The sequence below is a fragment of the uncultured Paenibacillus sp. genome (assembly GCF_963515335.1).
Lineage (GTDB): Bacteria > Bacillota > Bacilli > Paenibacillales > Paenibacillaceae > Paenibacillus_I.
The window spans coordinates 25,723-49,017 of the sequence record NZ_CAUPYC010000015.1 but is presented as its reverse complement, the minus strand read 5'-3'; the positions used below and the strand labels follow the sequence as shown (position 1 = coordinate 49,017).

The following is a 23,295-nucleotide window of genomic DNA, read 5'->3' as shown; positions in this document are numbered from 1 at the left end:
ACGACGTTTTGCATCGATTTGGGAGGCTTGGGCATGACTTTATTAGCAAAAACCAGAACGCTGAACCGGCTGCTTCAACGGGCCGCCGGCAAGGCGCTCAGCTTCCGCGAAATGGCGGAGGTGCTCTGTTCCACGATTCAGGCGCATGTGTTCGTCGTAAGCCGGCGCGGCAAGCTGCTTGGCTGCGCGGCTGTCGGCGTTTGGGAGCATGAACGGATTCGCGCGGCCGCGTCGGGCGAAACGCATTTTCCTGCTGTGACGAACGAGCGGTTTCTGCAAATGCAGGAGACGGTAACCAACGTGGCGCCGGACGAAGGCATAGCGGAGACGTTCCCGGAAATGTCCGGCCATGAGGTCATGACGGTCGTTCCCATTGTAGGCGGCGGAGATCGGCTTGGAACCCTTGTTCTGACCCGCAACGCCGGGGCGTTCGGGGACGACGACCTGATTCTTGCGGAATACGGCTCCACCATCGTCGGAATGGAAATCATCCGCGAGCGCGCGGAGGAAATCGAGATGGAGGCGCGCAGCAGGGCCGTCGTGTCGGTTGCCGTCAATTCCTTATCGTTCAGCGAGCTTGAAGCGGTGGAGCATATTTTCGAGGAGCTCGGCGGCAAGGAGGGGCTATTGGTGGCCTCCAAGATCGCCGACCGTGTCGGCATTACGCGCTCTGTCATCGTCAACGCGCTCCGCAAGCTGGAGAGCGCGGGCGTGATCGAGACGCGGTCGCTCGGCATGAAAGGCACCTATATCAAAATTCTTAACCACCAGCTTCTGCGGGAGCTCGGCAAAATGAAAATTTGACGCCCGGCCTACCGTGCCGGCACAGTTCGACAAGCTCTATCGCAAAAAGCCCTATCTTAAAAAAGATAGGGCTTTTTGCTTATTGTGGTGCATTAAAAAATTAGGGAATATTAGGTAGTCGGCATAAAACGACACATCCAACCTCTATATATCGACAGCGCCTCTCATTTTTTTAATAAGTTTATGTCGAAATCAGCAGGAAACCGCGAAAAGTTGTTGAATAGTTAATTTTAGAAAAGATTAGGAAAGTGGGGGAATCGCCGTGAATTTGCTTAACGGCCCCGAGTTCAGGAGGCTGCAGGGAGCGATCGGCGCAGCCGAAATGCGGCAGCGGGTCATTGCCGACAATATCGCCAATGTGGATGTGCCCTATTTCAAAAGATCCGAAGTCGTCTTCGAAGATATACTGGAGCGGCAGTTGAACGCGCCCGGAACGAACCGGCTTGCCGGAAGGCGGACGGATGCGAAGCATATCCCGATCGGCGGCGGCTCGGCGGATTTGCGGCCTAGAATCGTAACCGATCAGACCTCGGTCATGAACAACAACGTCAACAATGTGGATATCGACCGGGAAATGTCGCTGCTCGCAAAAAACCAGCTTCGCTACAATGCGATGATTCAGCAATTGAACCACGAGGTGCGCATGGTACGGACGGCCATTGAAGGGAGAGCGTAATGTTTGAAGCTGAACAACGGATTTGACGCAAGCGCATCGGCTTTGACGGCCCAGCGGCTCCGCATGGACGTCATCTCGTCGAATATCGCGAACGCCGAAACGACGAGGGGACGCCTCGTCAACGGGAAATTCGAGCCTTATAACCGGAAAATGGTCGTCATGGAACCGATCCGGACGACATTCGCGGACGTGCTGGACGCCAAGCTTGAAGGCGGTTCAGGGCGTTCGAACGGCGTCAAGGTGACCCGGATTATGGACGACCGGACACCGCCCAAGCTGGTCTACAACCCGACGCATCCGGATGCCGACCCGGACGGTTACGTAAAAATGCCGAACGTGGACATTTTGAAAGAAATGGTCGATATGATTTCGGCCACCCGTTCTTATGAAGCCAACGTCACAGCCTTGAACGCGACGAAAGCGATGTTCATGAAGGCGCTCGAAATCGGCAAGTAATAAATAGCACGGAGGGATCAGTTTGATCACGAATCCACTACTAAATCCTATAAACCCGATCCGTATGAATGAAACATCGACTGCGGCAAAAGTTACGCCGGCCGAAACGGCGCAAAGCTTCGGCGCTTTTCTCAAAGATGCGATCGACAGCGTGGGCGAGCAGGAGAAGCAGGCCCGTCGTCTGACCGATGATTTTCTGGTCGGCAAAGCGGACGTTTCACAATTGATGATTGCGTCGGAGCAAGCGCAGCTTAGCCTTCAACTCACCTCGCAAATTCGCAATAAAGTCATCGAAGCCTATCAAGAGATCATGCGGACGCAGCTATAATGCCGGTATCGTCCCAGCATAGTAACCGGGTGAGGTGAAATCGTGAATGAGAAAGTTGCCCAGTATCGGGACCGCATGTTCGGATATTGGCAAAATTTCAGCAGAAACCAGAAGATTATGCTGGTCTCAGCCGCAGCCGGTCTGATCCTTGTCATTATTCTTCTGACGAATATGTTTTCAAGAACGCAGTACGAGGTTGCATTTCAGAATCTGGACGCGACGGACTCGGCGGCCATTATGGCTTACCTGGACGGAAGCGGCGTTCCGTATAAGCTCGAAGCGGGCGGAACCAGCATTGCGGTTCCCGTCGCGGACGCCACGAAGGTCAAGGTCGAGGTCGGCTCGCAGGGAATGGTGCAGAACGGCTCGATCGGATTCGATTCGTTCGACAGCGGCGCATCCCAATTCGGGATGACGGACAACGAGTTTGACGTGCGTTACCGGAATGCGCTCAACGGGGAAGTGCAGCAGCTGCTGAACGGCATGCAAGGGGTTCAGCGATCGAACGTGCTGATCAACTTGCCGCAAGAGAGCGTGTTTATCAATCCGGACGAGCAGGAACAGGCATCGGCTTCGATTACGATGTCGTTCGTTCCCGGCTTCCGCCCGACGCAGGAGCAGATCGACGGCTATTATAACCTGGTGAAGACTGCCGTTCCGAATCTGGCGGTCGCGGATATTACGATTTCCAGCCAGCAGGGCGAGCTGGTGGCATCGTCGAAAGTGAGCGGCGGTTCGGCGCTTGCGTCAAGCGCCGTGGATGCGCAGTTCCAGATTCAGCGCAAATACGAGAGCGAGCTTAAGCGCAGCATTCAATCTTTTCTCGGTACGATGGTCGGCATGGACAATCTGGTCATCAACGTGACGAGCACGATGAACTTCGACCAGACGGTATCGAAGGAAAATCTCGTTACGCCGCTTGAGAACAACAATAATGAAGGCGTGAAAATAAGCGAGCAGGTCGACAGCGCGACATCCACGGGAACGAGCGGCGCCAGCGGCGGCGTTACCGGGACCGGCGAGACCGACGTTCCGGGCTATCAAGCCGTGGACGGCGCCGACAGTTCAACGTCGGAAACGACATCGCGGACGACGAATTGGGATGTGAACCGCATCCAGCGGGATATCGTTTCCGCTCCCTACGTCGTCAAGGATCTCATGATCGGGATCGGCGTACAGGAAGGCGCCCTGCCGGAGGCGAACCGCGAGGTCGTCATGAGCTTTCTGACGGAGATGGTCAGAAGCCAGCTGGTTCAGTCCGGACAGAACATCGCCGATGACGCGTTGATCGCCCGCAAAGTGCAGCTCATCTCGCAGCCGTTCGTCGAATCGGCGGATCCGGGAGCGACGGGAGGCATTCCGCTCGGATGGGGAATCGGCATCGGCGCGGCCGCGCTGGCGCTCGGCGGCGCAGCCGTATTCGTCCTGATGCGCAGACGCAAACAAGCGGCGCTTGCGGCTGAACAAGAAATGGTGCAGCCGCCGAAGGTCGAGCTTCCGACGATCGACCTCGATCAGGTCACGACGGAAAGCCAGGTCCGGAAGCAGCTGGAGCAGCTCGCCAAACGGAAGCCGGAAGATTTCGTAAACCTGCTCCGCACGTGGCTCGTGGATGAATAGGGGTGAAACGATATGGCTAGAGCAGCGGCATTTCAGGGGCTGAGCGGGAGGCAAAAAGCGGCCATACTGTTGATTACCCTTGGACCGGAAGTGTCGGCGCAAATCTTCAAGCATTTGCGCGATGAGGAAATCGAGCAGCTGACGTTGGAAATCGCCAACGTCCGCAAGGTCGACAGCCTTGACAAAGAAACGATATTAACCGAGTTCCATCAAATCTGCATGGCGCAGGAATATATATCGCAAGGTGGTATCCAATACGCCAAGACGATTCTGGAGAAGGCGCTCGGAGAGAACAAGGCGCTTGACGTCATCAACCGGTTGACGGCCACCTTGCAGGTCAGGCCGTTCGATTTTGCCCGCAAGGCCGATCCGACGCAAATTCTGAACTTCATCCAGAACGAGAATTCGCAGACGATCGCGCTCGTGCTCTCCTACCTGCAAGCCGACCAGGCGTCGGCGATTCTGTCCTCGCTGCCGCAGGACAAGCAGGCGGAGGTTGCGAGAAAAATCGCGCTGATGGACAGCACGTCGCCGGACGTTATTTATCAGGTCGAACGCGTTCTGGAACAGAAGCTGTCCTCGACCGTTACGCAGGATTACACGATGGCGGGCGGCATAGAAGCGATCGTCCATATTTTGAACGGTGTCGACCGCGGCACCGAGCGGACGATTCTCGATTCGCTCGAAATTCAGGATCCGGAGCTTGCCGAGGAAATCAAGAAACGAATGTTCGTTTTCGAGGACATCGTCAACATCGACAATCGTTCGATCCAGCGGATTATCCGCGATATCGAGAATGCCGACCTTCAGCTGGCGCTCAAGGTGGCGAGCGAAGAAGTGCGGGAAGCGATCTTCCGCAACATGTCGAAGCGGATGTCCGAGACGTTCAAGGAAGAGATGGAATTTATGGGACCCGTCCGGCTGCGCGACGTCGAAGAGGCGCAGACGCGCATCGTAGCGACGATCCGCAGGCTGGAGGAATCCGGCGAGATCATCATCGCCCGCGGCGGAGGAGACGATATCATTGTCTAATCTGATCAAATCTTCCTATGTCGTACCGCTTGAGGATCTCAGAAAGCTGGATGCGACGAAGCAGATGCTGTATCTGGCCAAGCTGGCCGACATGCGGAACGGACTTCAGGCTGCGGCCGAAGCGCCCGACGAACAAACGGTTGCAATGAAGCACCAAATACTTCGCGATGCGGAATCGTTCGCCGAGGAGCGGCTCGGCCAGGCGTCCGCCGAGATCGAGCGGATGAAGGGGGAAGCGCAGGCGCAGATCGACGCCTGGTGGCAAGAGCGGCGCGAACAGGATTTGCAGCTGGTCGAGGGAGCCAGGCAGGCCGGATTCGAACAAGGCTTCGACGAAGGAGCCGCGCATGCGAGGGAGGAAGCGGCCCTGCAATGGAATTCCCTGATGCAGGAGGCGCAAACGCTGCTGGAGCAGGCTTACCTGATGAAGGAGCAAATCATTCAGGAGGCCGAGCCGTTCCTGGTCGAGCTCAGTACCGCGATCGCCGAGAAAATTATCGGCAAGCAGCTGACCGTCTCGCCGGAGCTGTCCGTCGAGCTTGCGCGCAAGGCGTTGTCGCGGCTCCGGGAGCAAGGCGCCATTACGCTGTGCGTCGGCCCGTCGCAGTTCGCTTTCATCCAAGCGGCGCGGGAGGAGCTGAGCCTGGCGATCGATTCGCAGGCCGAGCTTCACATTTTGCCTGACGCGTCGGTACGCGACCACGGCTGCGTGATCCGCTCCTCCTTCGGGAGCATCGACGCGCGGATCGACACGCAGCTGGAAGAGATCAAACGAGAGTTGATCCAAATTGCGCTGCAAAGCGACGAGCGGAGGCAATCGGATGACCGTCCTGCAACCTGACATTTCCAGATACATCGACCATTTGAGACCGCTCGATCCGGTTAGGGTCAACGGAAAAGTGACGCAGGTGATCGGCTTGACGGTCGAATCGGAAGGTCCGGACGCGAGCGTCGGCGATGTCTGTTATATTTATCCGGCCAAATCGGCCAAACCGCTGAAGGCCGAGGTCGTCGGTTTTCGCAATAACAAGGTGATTCTGATGCCGCTCGGCGACCTGCATGCGATCGGCCCCGGCTGCGACGTCGTCGGAACGGGCAAGCCGCTTACGGTGCAGGTCGGCTCCGAGCTGCTCGGCAAGGTGCTGGACGGTTTGGGACAGCCGCTCGACGGCTCCTTCATCCCGACGCGGATGCCGCATTACTCGACGCATAACCTGCCGGCCAACCCGCTGTTCCGGCCGCGCGTTACCGAGCCGCTCGGCATCGGCGTGCGGGCCATCGACGGTCTGCTGACCGTAGGACAAGGGCAGCGGGTCGGCATTTTCGCCGGTTCCGGCGTCGGCAAAAGCACGCTGCTCGGCATGATCGCGCGCAATACGTCGGCGGACGTCAACGTCATCGCGCTGATCGGCGAGCGGGGGCGCGAGGTGCTGGAATTTATCGAGAAGGATCTCGGACCGGAAGGCTTGGCCCGTTCGGTCGTCGTCGTGGCGACGTCCGACCAGCCGGCGCTTATCCGGATCAAGGGAGCGTTGATCGCGACGACGATCGCCGAATATTTTCGCGACCGCGGCCTGAATGTGATGCTGATGATGGATTCGGTCACGCGCTTCGCGATGGCGCAGCGCGAGGTCGGGCTCGCGATCGGCGAGCCGCCGGCAACCCGCGGTTATACGCCGTCCGTGTTCGCTATGCTGCCGAAGCTGCTGGAGAGGGCAGGCACGGGACCTGCCGGCTCGATTACGGCGTTCTATACGGTGCTCGTCGACGGCGACGATATGAACGAGCCGATCGCGGACGCCGTTCGGGGCATCCTTGACGGGCATATCGTGCTTAGTCGAAGCCTGGCCAACAAAGGCCATTTTCCGGCCATCGACGTGCTGGCATCGGTCAGCAGGGTGATGAGCAACATCGTCCCGGGCGACCAGCAGGATGCGGCCAACGAGCTCAAGCGCCTGCTGTCCGTATATAGAGATTCGGAGGATTTGATCAATATCGGGGCGTATCAGCGCGGCTCGAATCCGGAAATCGACAGGGCGATCGAATATTACGATGCGATTCGCGGCTTCACCCAGCAGAAAACGCATGAGAAGGTCGGCTTTGCAGAAGCGCAGCAGAATCTGGTCGCACAATTTTACGGGAGGTAATCAGCCGGAATGTCCAAATACCGTTATCCGCTGCAACGAATCGTCGATCTGAAGACAAGCGAGAAGACGCAAGCCGAATGGATGCTGTCCGCGGCGATCGGCAAGCTTCACGATGAAGAACGGTCGCTGGAACAGCTTGCGTCGGAGCTGGCGGAATGCCGCGAGCGGCTCCACGCCGCGGCTTCGGAAGGAATTCCTCTCGCCGAGCTCCAAATGATCCAGCACTATATCGGCTTTCTGGAGTCGCGCATCGACCGCAAAAAGCAGGATGTCCGGTATGCGCAGACCGAGGTGGAGCGCGGGCAAATAAGGCTTTCCGATAAAATGATGGACGAGAAGATCTGGCTGAAGACGAAGGAAAAAGCGCTGGATGCCTTTCTGCACGGCATGCGGCTGAAGGAACAGAACGAGCTGGACGAGATGGCGACCGTCCGGCATATGCTTGCGGCCAGGTAAGCCGCAAGCTGCGTGAAGCTTCCTGAAACAAACCGCGAAGCGCGCTTAGCCTCGCGGGCTTGAGGAGAGATTGGAATGGCGGAGATTGAAGCCGAAAAAACATACAGCGCGGTGGAACGAATCATGTTCTTTCTGACGCCGATTCTGTTCACGTTGGTGCTGCTGGGCGTTCTGCTGACGTTGTTCAACATCGATTTGCGGAACCGGCTGCTCGATGCCGGCAATAAGGTGCCGCTGCTGGAAAAAGTGCTGCCGGATGCTCCCGCGGCGGAGTTGCCGCCCGGAGAGGGCGACGAGACGATCCGCAGCCGCAATATCGGCGAAAGGATCAGCGAGCTTGAGAAGCTGCTGGCCGCCAAGGAATCCGAGCTTGCCGCGCTCACGGCGACGAAGGCGGCGCAGGAAAACACGATTGCCGATCTGCAAAGCCAGCTGGAGCAGTCCAAAGCGGCAGGCGCGAAGAAGCAGCTCGACGACCAGGAATACCGGAACAGGATTTCCGTCCTTGCGTCCATGTTCGGCGATATGACGCCGGGCCGCGCGGCGCCGATTCTCCAGAGCATGACGCTTGAGGAGATGGTGCTGATTATGGATGCGATGAGCCCCGATTCCCGGATCGCGGTCATGGAGAAGATGACTCCGCGAATCGCGGCGGAAGCGGCGGCGCTCCTTAAAGACACGATACCGGTCAAGGACAGGCAAATCGCGGCCCTCCAGTCGCGGCTGAAACAGCAAGCGACCGAAACGGCACAAGCCGATCCGTTCCTGGATACGACGCAGCTCAGCGCGACATTCAACAATATGGCGCCGGCCAAAGCGGCGGAGCTGCTGCTGCAAATGGCGGAGGTCAGTCCGTCGAAGGTGCTGCAGGTGCTCAATTCCGTAAACGATACGGCACGGTCCGGCATCGTCGCGGAGATGAGCGGCCTGAACCGGAAATACACGGCACAGCTTGTGGCGAAGCTCATGTCCGGCAAGTGAGAAATATCCCAAAGTGAAGCCGAGCTCTGCAGCTTACTCCTAATACTTTTCGGGGGCCCCGCCATGCATGAGGAGGAGCTTTGAAAGGAGGTGAGAAAAAGATGCAAATGACTATCGGGCAAATGCCGTCAGGTTCCGTGCAGCTGATCGCTTCAACCGGCGGCGCGCCTTCCGGCGAAGCGGCTCAAGTATTCGGCGGGTTGCTCGCGCAGGCGGCAGGCGGAACGGCGGAGGCCGGCGCCGCGAATCATGCCGTGCTTGGCAAGGCGATTGCCGCAGGCCTCGTTTCCGGCGATTTGGCCGCGCTGCTCGCCGGCGCAACCGGAGAAGGCATCGAATCGAAGCTCGACCGGGCGCTTCAGCTGCTGCAAGGTGAAACGGCGGCGGAAGGCGGGCAAGACGAAGCCGGGTTGGCGGACGTCTTGAACGAATTGAGCGCGCTGCTCATGTCGCTGTTCGGTTTTGTGCCGGTAAAGACGGCGGAAGCGGCCGACAACGGCTCGCAAACTTCCGGAGAGGGCGTTGCCGAAGCGGCGGTGGACACGGGCGATTCCGTTCGCAGCCAACTGGTTCAGACGCTGTCGTTCCTGAAGACGTTCCTGCAGGAAAGCGGCTCGAATGCGCTCGGCAAGGAACAGCTCGCCATCTTGAATGCCCGGTTGGACCGTTTGCAGCAGCCGGCGTCGGACAACGACCGCGCGGCGGGAATGCAGCAGGCGGAAAGCAAGGAAGGGCAGCCTGACGCCAAGCCGAACGGAACGGCGAACGCTGCCGGCCCAGCCGCGCAACCTAACCCGGGCTTGATCCGCGATGGCAACCGGCAGGCGGATGCCCGCGCGAAGCTGTCCGACGCCAATCCCAACGGAGCGGCGAACGTTACCGTGCAAGCCGCGCAGACGAACCTGCACCTGGTCCGCATGGGCAATCAGCCGCTTCAGCCTTCCTTATTGAAGACGGTTATTGCCGAGGCGGAGGCTGAGACAGGGAAGGCCGCGACTGCAGGCGCTGACGAAATCGCAATGGATGCTGCGTTTGATGGGCTGCCGACTGGCCGTCCGGATGGAGCGAAGCCGATTGTCGAAGGGGCAAAAACGCAGGTGCCGCAACCCGTGCCGGTAAACCGATTCTTCGAAACGATGACGGGCATGATCGTCAAGCAGTTCGGACTGACTCAGGCAAACGGCGTGACCGAAGCGAAGCTTCTGCTTATGCCTGAACATCTGGGACAGGTCGATGTGAGAATTTCACTGCAGAACGGCCAATTGACGGCTCAGTTCGTAGCGGAGAACGCGGCGGCGAAAGATATGCTGGAGAATCAGCTGGCGCAGCTTCGAAGCTCCCTTCAGTCGCAAGGCCTGCAGGTAGAGAAGCTGGAGGTTTCGCACGGCACGCAGCAGAGCCAGATGTTCCAGGACGGACGGCATCGCGAGCATGGCGGACAAGCGTTCCGGCAGCAGCAGGGCAACCGTAGCGGAAACGCGGCTGACGGCGGTATGGCCGGCTTCGAGGAAGAACTTGTCGATTCGGCCGTCAGAAACGGACTCGGCTACGGCAGGGCGATCAACATTACGGCCTGATCCGTTGAAACGGAGGTGAGAAGGAGCAATGGCGAACGAAATTGTATCGACGAAAAACGTATGGCCATACTACGATGCCGCGAACGTGCAGGCGGCGGCGGCCAAGCCGAAGGATACAAGCCTGGGCAAAGACGATTTTCTTAAAATTCTCGTCGAGCAGCTGAAAAACCAGAACCCGATGGAGCCGCTGCAGGATAAGGACTATATCGCGCAGATGGCGCAATTTTCTTCCGTGGAGCAATTAATGAACATGGCGAAGGAGATGACGGCCCTCCGTACGAACCTGGGGTTCGCATCTGGGCTGATCGGCAAGGAAGTGGAATGGATCGAGAACAATGCCTCCGGTCAAGCGATCGAACGCTCCGGAACGGTGGACTCGATCGTTGTCCGTGACGGTGTGCAGTATGTCAAGATCGGAGATGAGAACATCCCGGTCGATCGGCTGACCTCCATTGCCGACAAGCGGGAGGTGCCTGCCGGTGAGTGATTCCGTCAGAATCGGGCAGCTGCACCCGGCGGGAGCTGCGCCTATCGGCATCCGCAAAACGCAGGCCGCAGAAACGGGCACGCCGCATGGCGTCAAATTCCAGGACCTGCTGCAAGCTTCCCAGTTGAAATTCAGCCGTCATGCGGAGGTGCGCATGCAGCAGCGGGGCATATCGCTCAAGCCGGAACAGCTGGGCCAGATCATGAACGCGCTGACGCAGGCGGAAGCCAAAGGGGCGAAAGATTCGCTCGTGCTTTACCGCGACATCGCGATGATCGTCAATGTGCCGAGCAAAACCGTCGTGACCGCGATGGACGGCAAATCCGCGATGGGTAACGTCTTTACACAGATCGACAGCGCGGTCGTCATTTCGTAAGCATCGGCACGGCTATGCAGCGAGCAGCAACGGCAAGCAAAGGGTCGGACCTAACCGGGGACCCGGAGCCGCGGACCGAACGAAGCGGCTTGCCGGGCTAAACAACTTCTAACCAATATTAAACGGGAGGCTAACAAGCGTATGTTAAGATCGATGTACTCCGGCGTGTCCGGTATGCGCGCTTTTCAAACGAAGCTTGACGTAATCGGCAACAACATCGCGAATGTGAACACGATCGGCTTCAAAGCGGGCCGCGTCATGTTCAAGGATATTTTGAGCCAGACCGTGGCCGGCGTGAGCCAGCCGACCGAAGGAACGATCGGCGGCGTCAATGCCAAGCAGATCGGCCTGGGCGTAACGCTGTCGGCGATCGATACGATTCATACGGCGGGCAGCGCCATGACGACGAACGTCGCAACGGACGTGCGGATCGACGGCGACGGATTTTTCGCGCTGAAAACGACGCCGGACCAAGAGGTGCCTTACCTGTCGCGCGCCGGCAACTTCATGCTTGACGCGAACCGCCAGCTCGTCAACTCCGACGGCATGTTCGTCATCAGCGCAGGCGGCGAACCGATCGTGCTCGGCGAGGATGTAACGGCGTTCTCGATCGCGCAGGACGGAACGATTATCTCGGTAAGCGCGGATGGGACAAGCGAGCCGACCGAGTTCCAGCTCGCGGTCGTCAAGGTGGCGAACCCGGCGGGACTGGAGAAAGTCGGCGGCAATCTGTACCGCATGACGCCGAACGCGCATCCCGACGGGGAAGTGGTGCTGAGCAACGCCGGCAATATCGAAGTCGGCACGGGCGCCATCATTTCCGGGCAGCTTGAAATGTCGAACGTCGACCTGACGACCGAGTTCACGGAAATGATCGTCGCGCAGCGCGGCTTCCAGGCAAACTCGCGCATCATCTCGACCTCCGACGAAGTGCTGCAAGAGGTCGTCAACCTGAAGCGGTAACAGCTGAGCCATAACAGGCAGGCAAGAACTCCGCGGGGAGAACGTCCGGCGTTCTCCCCCGGATGATAAGGGGGAAGCTCATGATTGAGATGACGCGGCTGAACGGTACGAAGCTGATAATCAACGCGCTTCTGATCGAGACGATTGAAGAAGTACCGGACACGGTCATTACATTGACGACCGGAAAAAAGATATTGGCTTCGGAACCGGCGGCCGTGCTGATCGACCGAATTCGTCAGCATTTGCGCGAAATCGGGGTCGTAGCGTCCATCATTCGGAGCGAGCAAACGGAGGGGCCTTCGTCATGAAGAAAATGTTGCCTTGGTTAATTACGATCTTGCTGGCGATTGCGTTAATCGCGGTAGTCGCCGTATTTCTGTTCAATCAGTTTTTCGACGATTCGGGCAAGGATGCCGCGGCCGCTGCGATTGAAAGCGTGGAAGCCGTGAAGCCCGAGAAGATCAGCGCTTCCGAGCGCGTCGAGCTGACGGCCGAGATCCAGGACATCCGGACGAATCTGCTGGATACGGACTATGTAGTCGTCATGAACTTCGCCTTCCAGCTCGACTCCAAAAAAACGAAGGAAGATTTCGAGAAAATCAAGGACATCCAGATTAAACCGATCATCATCCGCACGCTGTCCGATATGACGCCGGAGGAGCTTAAAGGCTCCAAAGGGAAAGACGCGCTGACCGCGAAGCTGCTTAATTTGATCAATCCCGAGCTGCCCGAGAAATCGAAGCTCACCAAAGTCGAAATCACCAACTTTATCATAACGACGATCTGAGCCGGTTATCCGTGAGGTCGTTACCGAAAGCTTGTTGAGGGGGTGACACCTATGGTAGATGTATTATCGCAAAATGAGATAGACGCGCTGCTGGCCGCCCTTTCTTCCGGTGAAATGGACGCCGAGGAGCTCAAGAAGGAAGAAACGCAGAAAAAGATCCGCGCTTACGATTTCAAACGGGCCGTTCGCTTCTCCAAGGACCACCTTCGAAGCCTGACCCGTATTCACGAAAACTTTGCCCGGTATTTGACGACGTATTTCTCCGCGCAATTGAGAACCTTCGTCCAAATCAATGTGGTGCAGGTCGAGCAGCTGCCTTACGACGAATTTATCCGATCCATCCCGAAAATGACGATTCTCAACATTTTCGAGGCCGACCCGCTCGAAGGCCGAATGGTGCTCGAGGTGCATCCGAACGTGGCCTACGCCATGCTGGACAGGATGCTGGGCGGCCAAGGCTCGGCCCCCAACAAAATAACGGCGCTCACGGAAATTGAAACGATCGTCATGGAACGGATTTTCAACCGGGCGTTTGAAAGCTTGCAGGAGGCCTGGCGGACGGTCATCGATCTGTCGCCCCGGCTGGAGGCGCTGGAGACGAATCCGCAATTCATGCAGATCGTTTCGCCTAATGAAACGATCGCCCTTATTTCGCTCAGCACGAAGATCGGCGATACGACCGGCATGATCAATCTCTGTATTCCGCATGTCGTCATCGAGCCGATCATGTCGCGCCTGTCGGTTCATCATTGGTTCGTTTCCCAGAAAAAAAACCGTGCGCCCGAAGAAGTCGATATTCTGAGCAGCAGGGTAAGCAAAGCAAAGCTGCCGATCGTTGCGGAGCTCGGAAATTCGTCGATCTCGATCCGCGAGTTTCTGGAACTGAATGTGGGCGATGTCATTACATTGGACAAGCGCACCGATGAAGGGCTTCGCGTCAAGGTCGGCGAGCGGTTGAAATTTATCGGCAGTCCGGGCACGATCCGGGATCGAATGGCCGTGCAAGTGGACGAGATCGTAAGCGAAGGAGCGGAAGAAGATTATGACGAGTAAGGATTATTTGTCGCAAGAAGAGATCGACGCCTTGCTGCGCCAATCCTCCGGCGACGCGGATCCGGGCCCGGCTCCCGAGCCGGCTTCGGATGAGTATTTGAGCCCGTTGGAAGAAGACGCGCTCGGCGAAATCGGCAACATCACGTTCGGCAGCGCAGCTACCGCGTTATCCACGCTGCTCGGCAAGAAAGTGGACATCACGACCCCGAAAGTATCGGTCATTCACAGAAATGATCTGGATACGGAATTTCCGAAGCCGCATGTAGCCGTGCATGTTCAATATGTGGAAGGCTTCCAGGGCATCAACTCGCTGGTCATCCGGACGAGAGACGCCCAGGTCATCGCGGATTTGATGCTCGGCGGCGAGGGCGACGTTTCGGAAGGACAGGAGCTCAATGAGATTCACGTCAGCGCCGTGCAGGAAGCGATGAACCAAATGATGGGATCATCCGCAACGTCGATGTCCACCATCTTCAACCGGTTCGTCAATATTTCGCCGCCCGGCATCGATATTCTCGATGTGACGAACGGCTCGGGCGTCGGCAATTTGCCGCCCGTCGACGTTTTCGTCAAGATATCATTTCATTTAAAGATCGGCGATCTGATCGATTCGACGATCATGCAGCTGCTTCCGGTATCGTTCGCCAAGGAGATGGTGTCCACCTTGATGGGCGGAGCATCCGCGGAGCCCGCGGCCGTGGAACCGTCGTACACGCCGGCGCCGCCCGCGCCGGCACCGCCGGCGCCGCCCGCGCAGCAGCCGTCTCAGCCGCCGATGTACGATCAGCCTCCGATGCAGCAGCCGCCCGGATACGGTGCGCCTATGATGCCGGAAATGCCTGCGGCGGGGATGCCGATGATGCATGCTCCGGGTCCGCAAACGTACGGTTCCATTCCGGGCAGGAACGTCAACGTCCAGCCTGTGCAATTCGGTCATTTCCAACAGGCGCCGTTTCCGCAAGGGGACGACACGAATCTCAATTTGCTGCTGGATATCCCTCTGAAGGTAACGGTGGAGTTGGGAAGAACGCAGAAGCAGATTAAGGAAATACTTGAGCTGTCCCAAGGTTCGGTCATCGAATTGGATAAGCTCGCGGGCGAACCTGTCGACATCCTGGTCAACAACAAGCTGATCGCCAAGGGAGAGGTTGTCGTTATCGACGAGAATTTCGGTGTGCGGGTAACCGACATCGTCAGCCAGTGGGACCGGATCCAGAAACTTCAATAATTTCCTAGGGGGAAACAACAATGGCAAACCGCATTTTGATCGTAGACGACGCTGCTTTCATGAGAATGATGATCCGGGATATCCTGACCAAAAACGGCTACGAAGTCGTCGGCGAGGCTCCGGACGGAGCCCAAGCGGTTGAGAAGTATAAAGAGCTGAAGCCCGATTTGATTACGATGGATATTACGATGCCGGAGATGGACGGCATAGCCGCCCTGAAGGAAATCAAGAAGATGGACGGCAACGCCAAGGTCATTATGTGCTCCGCCATGGGACAGCAGGCGATGGTGATCGACGCGATCCAGGCCGGCGCGAAAGATTTTATCGTCAAGCCTTTCCAAGCGGATCGCGTAATCGAAGCGATCAAGAAGACGCTGGGATAACGGCCCGGGCATGAAGCGCCATGATCCCGCTCGTCTCGCGTTGTCCTCTCTCGCCGCCTTGGCAGCCGCGCCGTCAGCGGTGTCGGCGGCCGGCGATAATAGCGGCGCCGTGAATAATCTGGACGGGCCGCCCGCGGAGATGGTGGGCACTACGAGTATCGTCGGCAATCTCATTTGGGTGATCGTCAGTTTAATTATCGTAATCGGACTGATCGTGTTCGTCATCAAGTTTATGGCAGGCCGAAGCCGGATTTGGGGCGCGAACCGGTCGCTCCGCTCGCTCGGCGGCGTAGCCCTGGGGCAGAACAAATCGCTGCAGGTCGTGGATATCGCCGGACAATTGTACATCGTAGGAGTCGGCGAGGACGTCAGGCTGCTGGACAAAATTGAAGATCCCGAGCAGGCCGAAGCGATTATCCAGCTGCTGGAGCATCCGTCGCCGCCCATGTGGAACACGGCCGCCGCCCTCTCGTTCATGAACCGGTTGCGCAGCCGGACGGCAGGCGGGAACGTTCAGGAAACGAGTCCGATCGAGGACGACGACTTCCGCTCCATGCTGCAGAATAAGCTGCAGCGCCAGGCGGAAACGAAACTAAAGGTTGAAACGCTGTTGAACGAGACTTTATCGAAAGATCGGTTGAGAGACGAATGAACAGGAAAGTCGCCATTTCATTGATGCTTCTATTGCTCATGTCGCTAGGCTTGCAGCTGCAAGCGTACGCCGAGCCGCTGCCGAATATCGATATCCAAATCGGCAACGGCAGTGAAACGGGACCGAATACCTCGGCGATTTCCCTGCTGTTAATGATTACCGTACTAAGCATCGCGCCGGCTATTCTCGTGCTGATGACCAGCTTTACCCGAATCGTCATCGTGCTCGGATTCGTGCGGACGTCGCTGGGAACGCAGCAAATGCCGCCGAACCAGGTGCTGATCGGCTTGGCCTTGTTTCTTACTTTTTTCATTATGGCGCCTACATTGACGCAGGTGAATGAGGCGGCTTTGCAGCCGTACATGAAAGGCGAGATGACGCAGACGGAGGCTTTGAACGCCGCCGCTCAGCCGATGAAGAAGTTTATGGCTTCCAACACCCGGGAGAAGGATCTGCTGTTGTTTCTGAAATACACCGGCAGCGAGAAACCTTCGGGCTACGAGGACATACCGCTTACCGTGCTGGTGCCGGCTTACGCGATCAGCGAGTTGAAAACCGCGTTTCAAATGGGGTTTATGATTTTCATTCCGTTCCTTATCATCGATATGGTCATTGCCAGCGTGCTTATGGCAATGGGGATGATGATGCTGCCGCCGGTCATGATTTCATTGCCGTTCAAGATTCTGCTGTTCGTGCTGGTCGACGGGTGGTATTTGGTCGTCAAGTCGCTGCTGTTAAGTTTCAATACCGTTGTATAGGGGTAAATGAATAGCTGCCTTTCAGGCATGGGAGGGAACACGAATGGACGCCGATTTCGTCATCGGACTGGCAGGGCAAGCGGTTTTTACGGTTTTGAAAGCCAGCGCGCCCATGCTCGCGATCGGGCTGGTAGTCGGCTTGATCATCAGTATTTTTCAGGCGATGACGCACATCCAGGAACAAACCCTTGCATTCGTGCCGAAAATCGTGGCCGTGCTTGTGTCGGTGCTGCTTTTCGGGCCCTGGGTCCTGAATACGCTGGTCGACTTTACTTACAACCTGCTGAATAACCTCTACAAATATATCGGTTAGGCTGTGGAAAGATGAATATGTTTCTGCAGGCGTTTCCTGTTTTTCTGTTAATCTTTTGTCGAATCACGGCGTTTTTCGTCGTAGCGCCGCTGTTCTCGACGCGCGGAGTGCCGAACGCCTTCAAGATCGGTCTGGGCTTTTTCATCTCCCTCATCGTTTTCCTGAGCTACGGCGTCGGCGAGTCGGCCGCCTTTGACATCGGGTATCCGCTGCTGGTCATTCGCGAAGTGTTGACGGGTGTGCTGCTCGGCTACATCGTCTACCTGTTTTTTACGGTCGTTCAAACGGCCGGAGCCTTCATCGATCTTCAATTGGGCTTGGCGATGGCGAATATCATCGATCCGCTGACGGGCGCCGCGGCTCCCGTTACCGGCAACCTCAAGTACTACTTGATGCTGATGATCTTTTTATCGATGAACGGCCATCATTACATGCTGACGGCGCTCATGCAAAGCTATGACTGGATTCCGCTCGGCAGCGAGCTGTTCTTCCGCATTCGGGAGGGCGGCGTTACCGAATTTCTGACCCGGACGTTCGCGATGACGTTCTCCCTTGCGCTGCAGCTCTCCGCTCCGCTCGTCGTTGCGATGTTTCTGACGGACGTGGGACTCGGGTTTCTGGCCAAGACGGCTCCCCAGTTCAACGTCTTCGTCATCGGCATACCGGTCAAGCTGCTCGTCGGATTCGTGATTTTGGCGTTGACGCTGCCTGGCATGACGCTGCTCTTCGGCAATCTTTTCGCTGAAATGTTCGAATCCCTCAACCGCCTGCTCGCGATCGTAAACGCAGGCCCCGGTTAACGCTTAATCGGCTTCAAGGAGGGTGCGGTCATGCAGACGTTCCGCTTCAGGCTGGATCTGCAAATGTTCAACCAGGAAAAAACCGAACCGGCCACCGCGAAGAAGCGGGCGGAAACCAGGCAGGAAGGGCAAGTGGCGACGAGCCAGGAGCTGCCTGCGGCGATCATATTGCTGTTTATTTTTCTAAGCTTCATGATGCTCGGCGACTATTACGGCGAACGGGTTTTGCGGATTTTCGGCGACCTGTTCGAGAGCTGGCTGACCTACGATTTGTCGACGGGCAATCTGATGCCGCTGTTCTCCAGCCTGCTCATACAGTTGCTGCTGCTGATCGCGCCCGTTTTCATCATCGCGGTCGTCGCGGGTCTGTTCAGCACGTATTATCAAGTCGGTTTTCTGCTGACGGCCAAGCCCCTCATGCCGAAGCTGAGCAAGATCAACCCGCTTGCCGGCGCCAAGCAGATGGTGTCGCTTCGTTCGATGGTGGAGATGGTCAAGAGCGTTCTAAAATTGATCATTGTCGGCTTTATGGTTTATTCGTCACTCTGGGGCGAAAAGGAAACGCTGCTGACGCTAGCCCAAATGGAGCCTCTGCAAATTTTCAAGTTCACGGCGTCGGTCACCCTGTCTCTGGGCGTCAAAATCGCCGCTTTGCTGCTGGTGCTCGCCATTTTCGATTATATGTACCAAAAGTACGAGCACGAAAAAAGCATCAAAATGTCGAAGCAGGACATTAAGGACGAGCACAAGAAGAGCGAGGGCGATCCGCTCATCAAAGGCAAAATCCGCGAGAAGCAGCGCCGGATGGCGATCCGGCGGATGATGCAAAACGTGCCGAAGGCCGATGTCGTCATTACGAACCCGACTCACTTTGCGGTGGCGCTGCAATACGACGCCTCGAAGATGGACGCACCGGTCGTGCTCGCCAAAGGGATGGATTACGTCGCCCTGCGCATTCGGGAACTGGCCAAAGAAAACGGCGTTACGATCATGGAAAACAAGCCGCTCGCTAGAGCGCTGTACGATAGGGCGGAAATCGGCGACGCCATTCCCGCGGATTTGTTCCAGGCGGTGGCGGAAGTGCTCGCCTACGTGTACAAGCTGAAAGGCCGAGTCAAAAAAGCGTAGAACGGAGGGGACGTCATGAAGATCAAAGATTTGGCTGTACTGATCGGGATTATCGGCATCGTGCTCATGATGGTCATACCTATTCCGATCCGCTTGCTCGACGTCCTGCTTGTCATTAACATTTCGGCCGCATTAATGATTCTGTTGATTGCCATGAATACGAACGACGCGCTCGATTTCAGCATTTTTCCGTCGCTGCTCCTCATTACGACACTGTTTCGGCTTGCGCTCAACGTATCGACAACCCGCAACATTTTGTCGAAAGGGGAAGCCGGCGATGTCGTGGAGACGTTCGGCAGATTCGTGGCGGGCAACGAAATTGCCATCGGCTTCGTCGTGTTTCTCATTCTGGTCATCGTGCAGTTCATCGTCATTACAAAGGGCTCGGAGCGGGTAGCGGAGGTTGCCGCCCGCTTTACGCTCGATGCGATGCCCGGGAAGCAGATGAGTATCGACGCCGATCTCAACTCCGGTCTCATTAACGAGCTGCAGGCGAAGGAGCGCCGGGAGAAAATCGAAAAGGAAGCCGACTTCTACGGCGCGATGGACGGTGCGAGCAAATTCGTCAAGGGCGATGCGATCGCTTCCATCATCATCCTCATCATCAACCTGCTGGGCGGCTTCATCATCGGGATGGCCGTTCGCGGCATGGGTTTCCGTGAGGCGCTCGAAACGTTCTCGGTCCTGACGATCGGCGACGGCCTCGTCAGCCAGATTCCGGCGCTGCTTATCTCGACTGCGGCGGGCCTGATCGTGACCAGGGCCGCTTCCGAAGGAAACCTGGCTTTCGATTTGACGAACCAGCTGTTCAAGCATCCGAAGCTGCTCTATATCGTTGCGGGCACGGTTGCGCTGCTCGGCCTCGGCACTCCGATCGGTCCGGTAGCGACGCTGCCGTTCGCCGCCATGCTTGTGTTTGCCGGCAGGCGGATGTCGCGGAATCTGGCCCTGAAGCAGCATGAGCAGGAGCTCATGGTGGAAGAGCAGCAGATCGAGGAGGTGCGCAGCCCGGAGAGCGTGATCAACCTGCTGCAGGTCGATCCGATCGAATTCGAGTTCGGTTACGGGTTGATCCCGCTCGCCGACACGCAGCAAGGCGGCGACCTGCTCGACCGGATCATCATGATCCGACGGCAATGCGCGCTGGAGCTCGGACTTGTCGTTCCGGTCATCCGGATCCGGGACAACATTCAATTAAAGCCGAACGAGTACGTCATCAAAATCAAAGGCAACACCGTGGCGCGCGGCGAATTGCTGCTCAACCATTACCTGGCGATGAGCCCCGGCTACGACGACGATTCGATCGTCGGCATCGAGACGCAGGAGCCGGCTTTCGGCCTTCCGGCGCTGTGGATCGACGAGGAGATGAAGGAACGGGCCGAGCTTTCCGGCTACACGGTCGTGGATCCGCCGTCGGTCGTGGCGACCCATTTGACCGAAATCATCAAGAAGCACGCGCATGAATTGATCGGCCGCCAGGAGACGAAGACACTCATTGAGAATGTCAAGGAATCGTATCCGGCGCTGGTCGACGAGCTGATCCCGTCGATCCTTTCGATCGGCGAGGTGCAGAAGGTGCTCGTCAAGCTGCTGCGCGAGAAAATATCGATCCGCGATCTGGTCACGATTTTCGAAACGCTGGCCGACCACGGCCATTATACGAAGGATCCGGATATATTGACGGAATATGTGCGGCAAGCGCTCTCCAGGCAGATTACGAACCAGTTCTCGTCGGGTGCCGACACCCTGAAGGTCATCACCGTCGGACCGTCGCTGGAGAAAAAAATCGCCGAGTCGGTTCAGCAAACGGACCAAGGCAGTTATCTGGCTCTCGATCCGGTATCGACCCAACACATTTACCAGAAGCTGAACGAGCAGGTACACCGGCAGATCCAATCCGGCCAACAGCCGATTGTTCTCGCTTCCCCGACGATCCGCATGTATTTGCGGCAAATCGTGGAACGCACCATGCAGGATGTTCCGGTGTTGTCTTACAGCGAATTGGAACCGAGTGTTGAAGTACAAAGCATCGGAGTGGTCAATTTATGAGGGTTAAGCGTTATGTCGTAAACGCATTGCCGGACGCGCTGCCGCTCATCAAAAGCGAGCTCGGCAAGGATGCCGTTATTCTGAATACGAAGGAAATTCATATCGGAGGCTTCCTCGGCTTGTTTCGCAAGAAAAAGATGGAGGTGATCGCGGCTGTCGAGACGAATTCGCCTTCGCAGAAGCCGGGGCCGTCCGCGCCGAAGCGTCCGGCTGCGGCTTCGCCCGCGGTAACGTCCGCTGCTTCGGCGTCCGGCGGGGCATCGCGGCCCGGGATCGGGACGCAGCACGCGCCGGCACGGCCGCCGGCGGCCGCGGCGTCATCCGTACCGGTGGAGCGCCCCGTTTCCTCGACGCCGGAATTCGCCAGAGCGGTCATGCAGGCCGCCGCGGAGCTGGATGCCGATGCGAAGGCGGCGGCCCCGGCGGTGACGCCCAACGCTCCGCTGAAAGCCGGCGGAGGGCCGCCGAAACCGGCGGCCCCGGCGGCGCCCGCGGCGCCGGATCAATCGGAGGTGCTGGAAGAGATCAAGCAAATGAAAGAGCTGGTCTCCAGGCTGGCCAAGCGGCAGGACGGGGACAAGGAAGCCCCTGCGTTCGCGGGCTTGCGCGAGCGGCTGTCCGATCAGGAGGTGGCGGACAAGTGGATCGAACGGCTGTTCGAGACGGTGCGCGAGCATCCCGAGTTTGCCGGGGATGAGCCGTCCGTAAGGCGGATCGCCGCCGACACGCTGCGGGAGTGGATCGAGCCGTTCACGGCGCCGGGCATCGGGAGGTCCAAACGGATCGTTCATGTGGTCGGGCCGACGGGAGTCGGCAAAACGACGACGATCGCCAAGCTGGCGGCCGAGCAGTCGTTGAAAGGCAAACGGAAAGTGGGGTTCATTACCTCCGACACGTACCGGATCGCCGCCGTCGACCAGCTCCGCACGTACGCCAACATTTTGAACGTTCCGCTTGAGGTCGTCTTTTCCCCGCTTGAGCTGACGAGGGCGTTCAAATCGCTGGAGGATCGCGACATCATCTTCATGGACACGGCGGGGCGCAATTTCCGCAACGAGCTGTACGTCTCGGAGGTCAACAGCCTGCTGCAGACGGACGAGAACAGCGATACGTATCTGGTGCTGAGCTTGACCGGCAAGACGAAGGACATGGAAGCCGTCGCCGGTCGTTTCTCCAAATACGGCGTGGACAAGCTTATTTTCACCAAATTCGATGAAACCGACACGGTCGGCGCCGTTCTTAACATGGCGATGGAGCACGGCTTCAAAACCGCTTATATGACTTACGGCCAGAACGTGCCGGACGATATTGAGCCATTCCGGCCGGACATCTATGTACAACAGCTATTGGGGGCGGCGGCTCATGAATGATCAAGCGCAGGCGCTGCGCAATCTGGTGCAGACACAGGCAACGGCCGCCGGTGGACGCGCTACCCGTATCGTCACCGTCACCAGCGGCAAAGGCGGCGTGGGCAAGTCGAATTTCAGCCTGAATTTCGCCCTGGCGCTGCAGAAGCTCGGCAAGCGCACGCTCGTGTTCGATGCGGATATCGGCATGGCGAACATCGATGTGCTGATGGGTACATCGGCTCCCTACAACTTGTACCATCTGTTGAAGCGCGAGAAGTCGATCTGGGATATCGTCCACTCGGGCCCGCTCGGCATCCATTTTATCGCAGGCGGTTCGGGCTTCAAGGATTTGCTCGATCTGTCGGAAGCGGAGCTCGATTACTTCGGCGAGCAGATCGGCAGGCTGCACGGCCATTACGATGTCATTCTGTTCGACACGGGGGCGGGTCTTTCCAAGGAAACGATCAAGTTCATCGTAGCCGCCCAAGAGACGGTCGTCGTGACGACGCCCGAGCCGACGTCGATCACCGACGCTTACGCGCTGATCAAAATGGTCAGGGCGATGAACCATGACGTCGATTTCAAGCTCGTGGTGAACCGGGCGACCGACGGACGGGAAGGCAAGCTGACGGCGGACAAAATCGGCCTTGTGGCCAGACAGTTTCTGCAAATGGAGCTTCCCGTGCTCGGTGTCGTGCTGGATGATGCCAATGTGACGAAAGCGGTCAAAAAGCAGGTTCCTTTTACGCTCGCTTACCCCGGCGGCGATGCGGCCAAGAACATCGAGGACATTGCCAAGCGTTTCCTGTCCGTCGACAAGGATGGGGAGAAGGGCGGCGTCAGAGGATTTCTGCAGCGAATGTTCAGACGGTAACATACTGATCCTGGTGGG

The 23,295-nt window shown here is 57.7% G+C and carries 27 protein-coding genes; all 27 read left to right on the top strand.

The window, feature by feature from the left end:
* The first annotated feature begins 33 nt into the window (after positions 1–33).
* Positions 34–804, top strand: a complete 771-nt coding sequence (gene codY / locus RWM61_RS07665) for a GTP-sensing pleiotropic transcriptional regulator CodY (RefSeq protein ID WP_313999165.1) — start codon at positions 34–36, stop codon at positions 802–804.
* Positions 805–1,066: 262 nt separating this feature from the next.
* The gene (gene flgB / locus RWM61_RS07660) at positions 1,067–1,480 is read left to right on the top strand and encodes a flagellar basal body rod protein FlgB (RefSeq protein WP_313999163.1); all 414 of its coding nucleotides are present in this window, start codon (positions 1,067–1,069) and stop codon (positions 1,478–1,480) included.
* A 3-nt stretch (positions 1,481–1,483) separates the two neighbouring features.
* Positions 1,484–1,936, top strand: coding sequence for a flagellar basal body rod protein FlgC (flgC, locus tag RWM61_RS07655; RefSeq protein ID WP_313999161.1), 453 nt, complete (start codon positions 1,484–1,486; stop codon positions 1,934–1,936).
* 22 nt (positions 1,937–1,958) lie between these two features.
* Positions 1,959–2,264 (top strand): flagellar hook-basal body complex protein FliE, encoded by a 306-nt coding sequence (gene fliE / locus RWM61_RS07650; protein ID WP_399538130.1) that lies wholly within the window; start codon positions 1,959–1,961, stop codon positions 2,262–2,264.
* Positions 2,265–2,306: 42 nt separating this feature from the next.
* Positions 2,307–3,884 carry a flagellar basal-body MS-ring/collar protein FliF gene (gene fliF / locus RWM61_RS07645; protein ID WP_313999159.1) on the top strand — a complete coding sequence of 526 codons (1,578 nt, stop codon included), beginning with the start codon at positions 2,307–2,309 and terminating at the stop codon, positions 3,882–3,884.
* A 12-nt stretch (positions 3,885–3,896) separates the two neighbouring features.
* Positions 3,897–4,916: a flagellar motor switch protein FliG gene (fliG, locus tag RWM61_RS07640; RefSeq protein ID WP_313999157.1), complete on the top strand. Its 1,020-nt coding sequence runs from the start codon at positions 3,897–3,899 to the stop codon at positions 4,914–4,916.
* Positions 4,909–5,757 carry a FliH/SctL family protein gene (locus tag RWM61_RS07635; RefSeq protein ID WP_313999155.1) on the top strand — a complete coding sequence of 283 codons (849 nt, stop codon included), beginning with the start codon at positions 4,909–4,911 and terminating at the stop codon, positions 5,755–5,757. The genes fliG and RWM61_RS07635 overlap by 8 nt, the downstream gene beginning before the upstream one ends.
* Entirely contained in the window at positions 5,738–7,063 is a 1,326-nt protein-coding gene (gene fliI / locus RWM61_RS07630; RefSeq protein WP_313999153.1) for a flagellar protein export ATPase FliI, read from the top strand. The genes RWM61_RS07635 and fliI overlap by 20 nt, the downstream gene beginning before the upstream one ends.
* Before the next feature lie 9 nt (positions 7,064–7,072).
* The gene (fliJ, locus tag RWM61_RS07625; RefSeq protein WP_313999151.1) at positions 7,073–7,519 is read left to right on the top strand and encodes a flagellar export protein FliJ; all 447 of its coding nucleotides are present in this window, start codon (positions 7,073–7,075) and stop codon (positions 7,517–7,519) included.
* Positions 7,520–7,594: 75 nt separating this feature from the next.
* Entirely contained in the window at positions 7,595–8,500 is a 906-nt protein-coding gene (locus RWM61_RS07620; RefSeq protein WP_313999149.1) for an MgtE protein, read from the top strand.
* A 101-nt stretch (positions 8,501–8,601) separates the two neighbouring features.
* On the top strand, positions 8,602–10,077 hold the full coding sequence (locus RWM61_RS07615) for a flagellar hook-length control protein FliK (protein WP_313999147.1): 1,476 nt from the start codon (positions 8,602–8,604) through the stop codon (positions 10,075–10,077).
* 28 nt (positions 10,078–10,105) lie between these two features.
* Positions 10,106–10,564, top strand: a complete 459-nt coding sequence (locus RWM61_RS07610) for a flagellar hook capping FlgD N-terminal domain-containing protein (protein ID WP_313999145.1) — start codon at positions 10,106–10,108, stop codon at positions 10,562–10,564.
* Positions 10,557–10,940, top strand: coding sequence for a TIGR02530 family flagellar biosynthesis protein (locus RWM61_RS07605; protein ID WP_313999143.1), 384 nt, complete (start codon positions 10,557–10,559; stop codon positions 10,938–10,940). Before RWM61_RS07610 ends, RWM61_RS07605 begins: the two co-directional genes overlap by 8 nt.
* A gap of 141 nt (positions 10,941–11,081) precedes the next feature.
* Complete coding sequence (gene flgG / locus RWM61_RS07600) at positions 11,082–11,903, top strand: flagellar basal body rod protein FlgG (RefSeq protein WP_313999141.1); 822 nt, start codon at positions 11,082–11,084, stop codon at positions 11,901–11,903.
* A gap of 80 nt (positions 11,904–11,983) precedes the next feature.
* Complete coding sequence (locus RWM61_RS07595; protein ID WP_313999139.1) at positions 11,984–12,211, top strand: flagellar FlbD family protein; 228 nt, start codon at positions 11,984–11,986, stop codon at positions 12,209–12,211.
* The gene (locus RWM61_RS07590; protein ID WP_313999137.1) at positions 12,208–12,690 is read left to right on the top strand and encodes a flagellar basal body-associated FliL family protein; all 483 of its coding nucleotides are present in this window, start codon (positions 12,208–12,210) and stop codon (positions 12,688–12,690) included. The genes RWM61_RS07595 and RWM61_RS07590 overlap by 4 nt, the downstream gene beginning before the upstream one ends.
* A gap of 51 nt (positions 12,691–12,741) precedes the next feature.
* Entirely contained in the window at positions 12,742–13,743 is a 1,002-nt protein-coding gene (fliM, locus tag RWM61_RS07585; RefSeq protein WP_313999135.1) for a flagellar motor switch protein FliM, read from the top strand.
* Positions 13,733–14,971 (top strand): flagellar motor switch phosphatase FliY, encoded by a 1,239-nt coding sequence (gene fliY / locus RWM61_RS07580; protein WP_313999133.1) that lies wholly within the window; start codon positions 13,733–13,735, stop codon positions 14,969–14,971. The genes fliM and fliY overlap by 11 nt, the downstream gene beginning before the upstream one ends.
* Positions 14,972–14,991: 20 nt before the next feature.
* Positions 14,992–15,354 carry a response regulator gene (locus tag RWM61_RS07575; RefSeq protein ID WP_036579262.1) on the top strand — a complete coding sequence of 121 codons (363 nt, stop codon included), beginning with the start codon at positions 14,992–14,994 and terminating at the stop codon, positions 15,352–15,354.
* Positions 15,355–15,364: 10 nt separating this feature from the next.
* On the top strand, positions 15,365–16,006 hold the full coding sequence (locus tag RWM61_RS07570; protein ID WP_313999129.1) for a flagellar biosynthetic protein FliO: 642 nt from the start codon (positions 15,365–15,367) through the stop codon (positions 16,004–16,006).
* Positions 16,003–16,764, top strand: coding sequence for a flagellar type III secretion system pore protein FliP (gene fliP / locus RWM61_RS07565; RefSeq protein WP_313999127.1), 762 nt, complete (start codon positions 16,003–16,005; stop codon positions 16,762–16,764). Before RWM61_RS07570 ends, fliP begins: the two co-directional genes overlap by 4 nt.
* Before the next feature lie 43 nt (positions 16,765–16,807).
* Positions 16,808–17,077, top strand: coding sequence for a flagellar biosynthesis protein FliQ (gene fliQ, locus RWM61_RS07560; protein WP_313999125.1), 270 nt, complete (start codon positions 16,808–16,810; stop codon positions 17,075–17,077).
* Positions 17,078–17,088: 11 nt separating this feature from the next.
* A complete protein-coding gene (gene fliR / locus RWM61_RS07555) occupies positions 17,089–17,877 on the top strand; it encodes a flagellar biosynthetic protein FliR (protein WP_313999123.1) in 789 nt (262 codons plus the stop codon).
* Between the two features lie 30 nt (positions 17,878–17,907).
* Positions 17,908–19,005, top strand: a complete 1,098-nt coding sequence (flhB, locus tag RWM61_RS07550; protein WP_313999121.1) for a flagellar biosynthesis protein FlhB — start codon at positions 17,908–17,910, stop codon at positions 19,003–19,005.
* A gap of 15 nt (positions 19,006–19,020) precedes the next feature.
* Entirely contained in the window at positions 19,021–21,054 is a 2,034-nt protein-coding gene (flhA, locus tag RWM61_RS07545; protein WP_313999118.1) for a flagellar biosynthesis protein FlhA, read from the top strand.
* Positions 21,051–22,424 (top strand): flagellar biosynthesis protein FlhF, encoded by a 1,374-nt coding sequence (gene flhF / locus RWM61_RS07540; protein WP_313999116.1) that lies wholly within the window; start codon positions 21,051–21,053, stop codon positions 22,422–22,424. Before flhA ends, flhF begins: the two co-directional genes overlap by 4 nt.
* Positions 22,417–23,277 carry a MinD/ParA family protein gene (locus tag RWM61_RS07535; RefSeq protein WP_313999114.1) on the top strand — a complete coding sequence of 287 codons (861 nt, stop codon included), beginning with the start codon at positions 22,417–22,419 and terminating at the stop codon, positions 23,275–23,277. The genes flhF and RWM61_RS07535 overlap by 8 nt, the downstream gene beginning before the upstream one ends.
* Positions 23,278–23,295: the final 18 nt, after the last annotated feature.

Coding starts and splice junctions, on each gene's coding strand:
- codY (WP_313999165.1), top strand. CDS start 34: ATGACTTTATTAGCAAAAACCAGAACGCTGAACCGGCTGCTTCAACGG.
- fliG (WP_313999157.1), top strand. CDS start 3,897: ATGGCTAGAGCAGCGGCATTTCAGGGGCTGAGCGGGAGGCAAAAAGCG.
- fliI (WP_313999153.1), top strand. CDS start 5,738: ATGACCGTCCTGCAACCTGACATTTCCAGATACATCGACCATTTGAGA.
- fliJ (WP_313999151.1), top strand. CDS start 7,073: ATGTCCAAATACCGTTATCCGCTGCAACGAATCGTCGATCTGAAGACA.
- RWM61_RS07620 (WP_313999149.1), top strand. CDS start 7,595: ATGGCGGAGATTGAAGCCGAAAAAACATACAGCGCGGTGGAACGAATC.
- RWM61_RS07615 (WP_313999147.1), top strand. CDS start 8,602: ATGCAAATGACTATCGGGCAAATGCCGTCAGGTTCCGTGCAGCTGATC.
- RWM61_RS07610 (WP_313999145.1), top strand. CDS start 10,106: ATGGCGAACGAAATTGTATCGACGAAAAACGTATGGCCATACTACGAT.
- flgG (WP_313999141.1), top strand. CDS start 11,082: ATGTTAAGATCGATGTACTCCGGCGTGTCCGGTATGCGCGCTTTTCAA.
- RWM61_RS07595 (WP_313999139.1), top strand. CDS start 11,984: ATGATTGAGATGACGCGGCTGAACGGTACGAAGCTGATAATCAACGCG.
- RWM61_RS07590 (WP_313999137.1), top strand. CDS start 12,208: ATGAAGAAAATGTTGCCTTGGTTAATTACGATCTTGCTGGCGATTGCG.
- fliM (WP_313999135.1), top strand. CDS start 12,742: ATGGTAGATGTATTATCGCAAAATGAGATAGACGCGCTGCTGGCCGCC.
- fliY (WP_313999133.1), top strand. CDS start 13,733: ATGACGAGTAAGGATTATTTGTCGCAAGAAGAGATCGACGCCTTGCTG.
- RWM61_RS07575 (WP_036579262.1), top strand. CDS start 14,992: ATGGCAAACCGCATTTTGATCGTAGACGACGCTGCTTTCATGAGAATG.
- RWM61_RS07570 (WP_313999129.1), top strand. CDS start 15,365: ATGAAGCGCCATGATCCCGCTCGTCTCGCGTTGTCCTCTCTCGCCGCC.
- fliP (WP_313999127.1), top strand. CDS start 16,003: ATGAACAGGAAAGTCGCCATTTCATTGATGCTTCTATTGCTCATGTCG.
- fliQ (WP_313999125.1), top strand. CDS start 16,808: ATGGACGCCGATTTCGTCATCGGACTGGCAGGGCAAGCGGTTTTTACG.
- fliR (WP_313999123.1), top strand. CDS start 17,089: ATGAATATGTTTCTGCAGGCGTTTCCTGTTTTTCTGTTAATCTTTTGT.
- flhB (WP_313999121.1), top strand. CDS start 17,908: ATGCAGACGTTCCGCTTCAGGCTGGATCTGCAAATGTTCAACCAGGAA.
- flhA (WP_313999118.1), top strand. CDS start 19,021: ATGAAGATCAAAGATTTGGCTGTACTGATCGGGATTATCGGCATCGTG.
- flhF (WP_313999116.1), top strand. CDS start 21,051: ATGAGGGTTAAGCGTTATGTCGTAAACGCATTGCCGGACGCGCTGCCG.
- RWM61_RS07535 (WP_313999114.1), top strand. CDS start 22,417: ATGAATGATCAAGCGCAGGCGCTGCGCAATCTGGTGCAGACACAGGCA.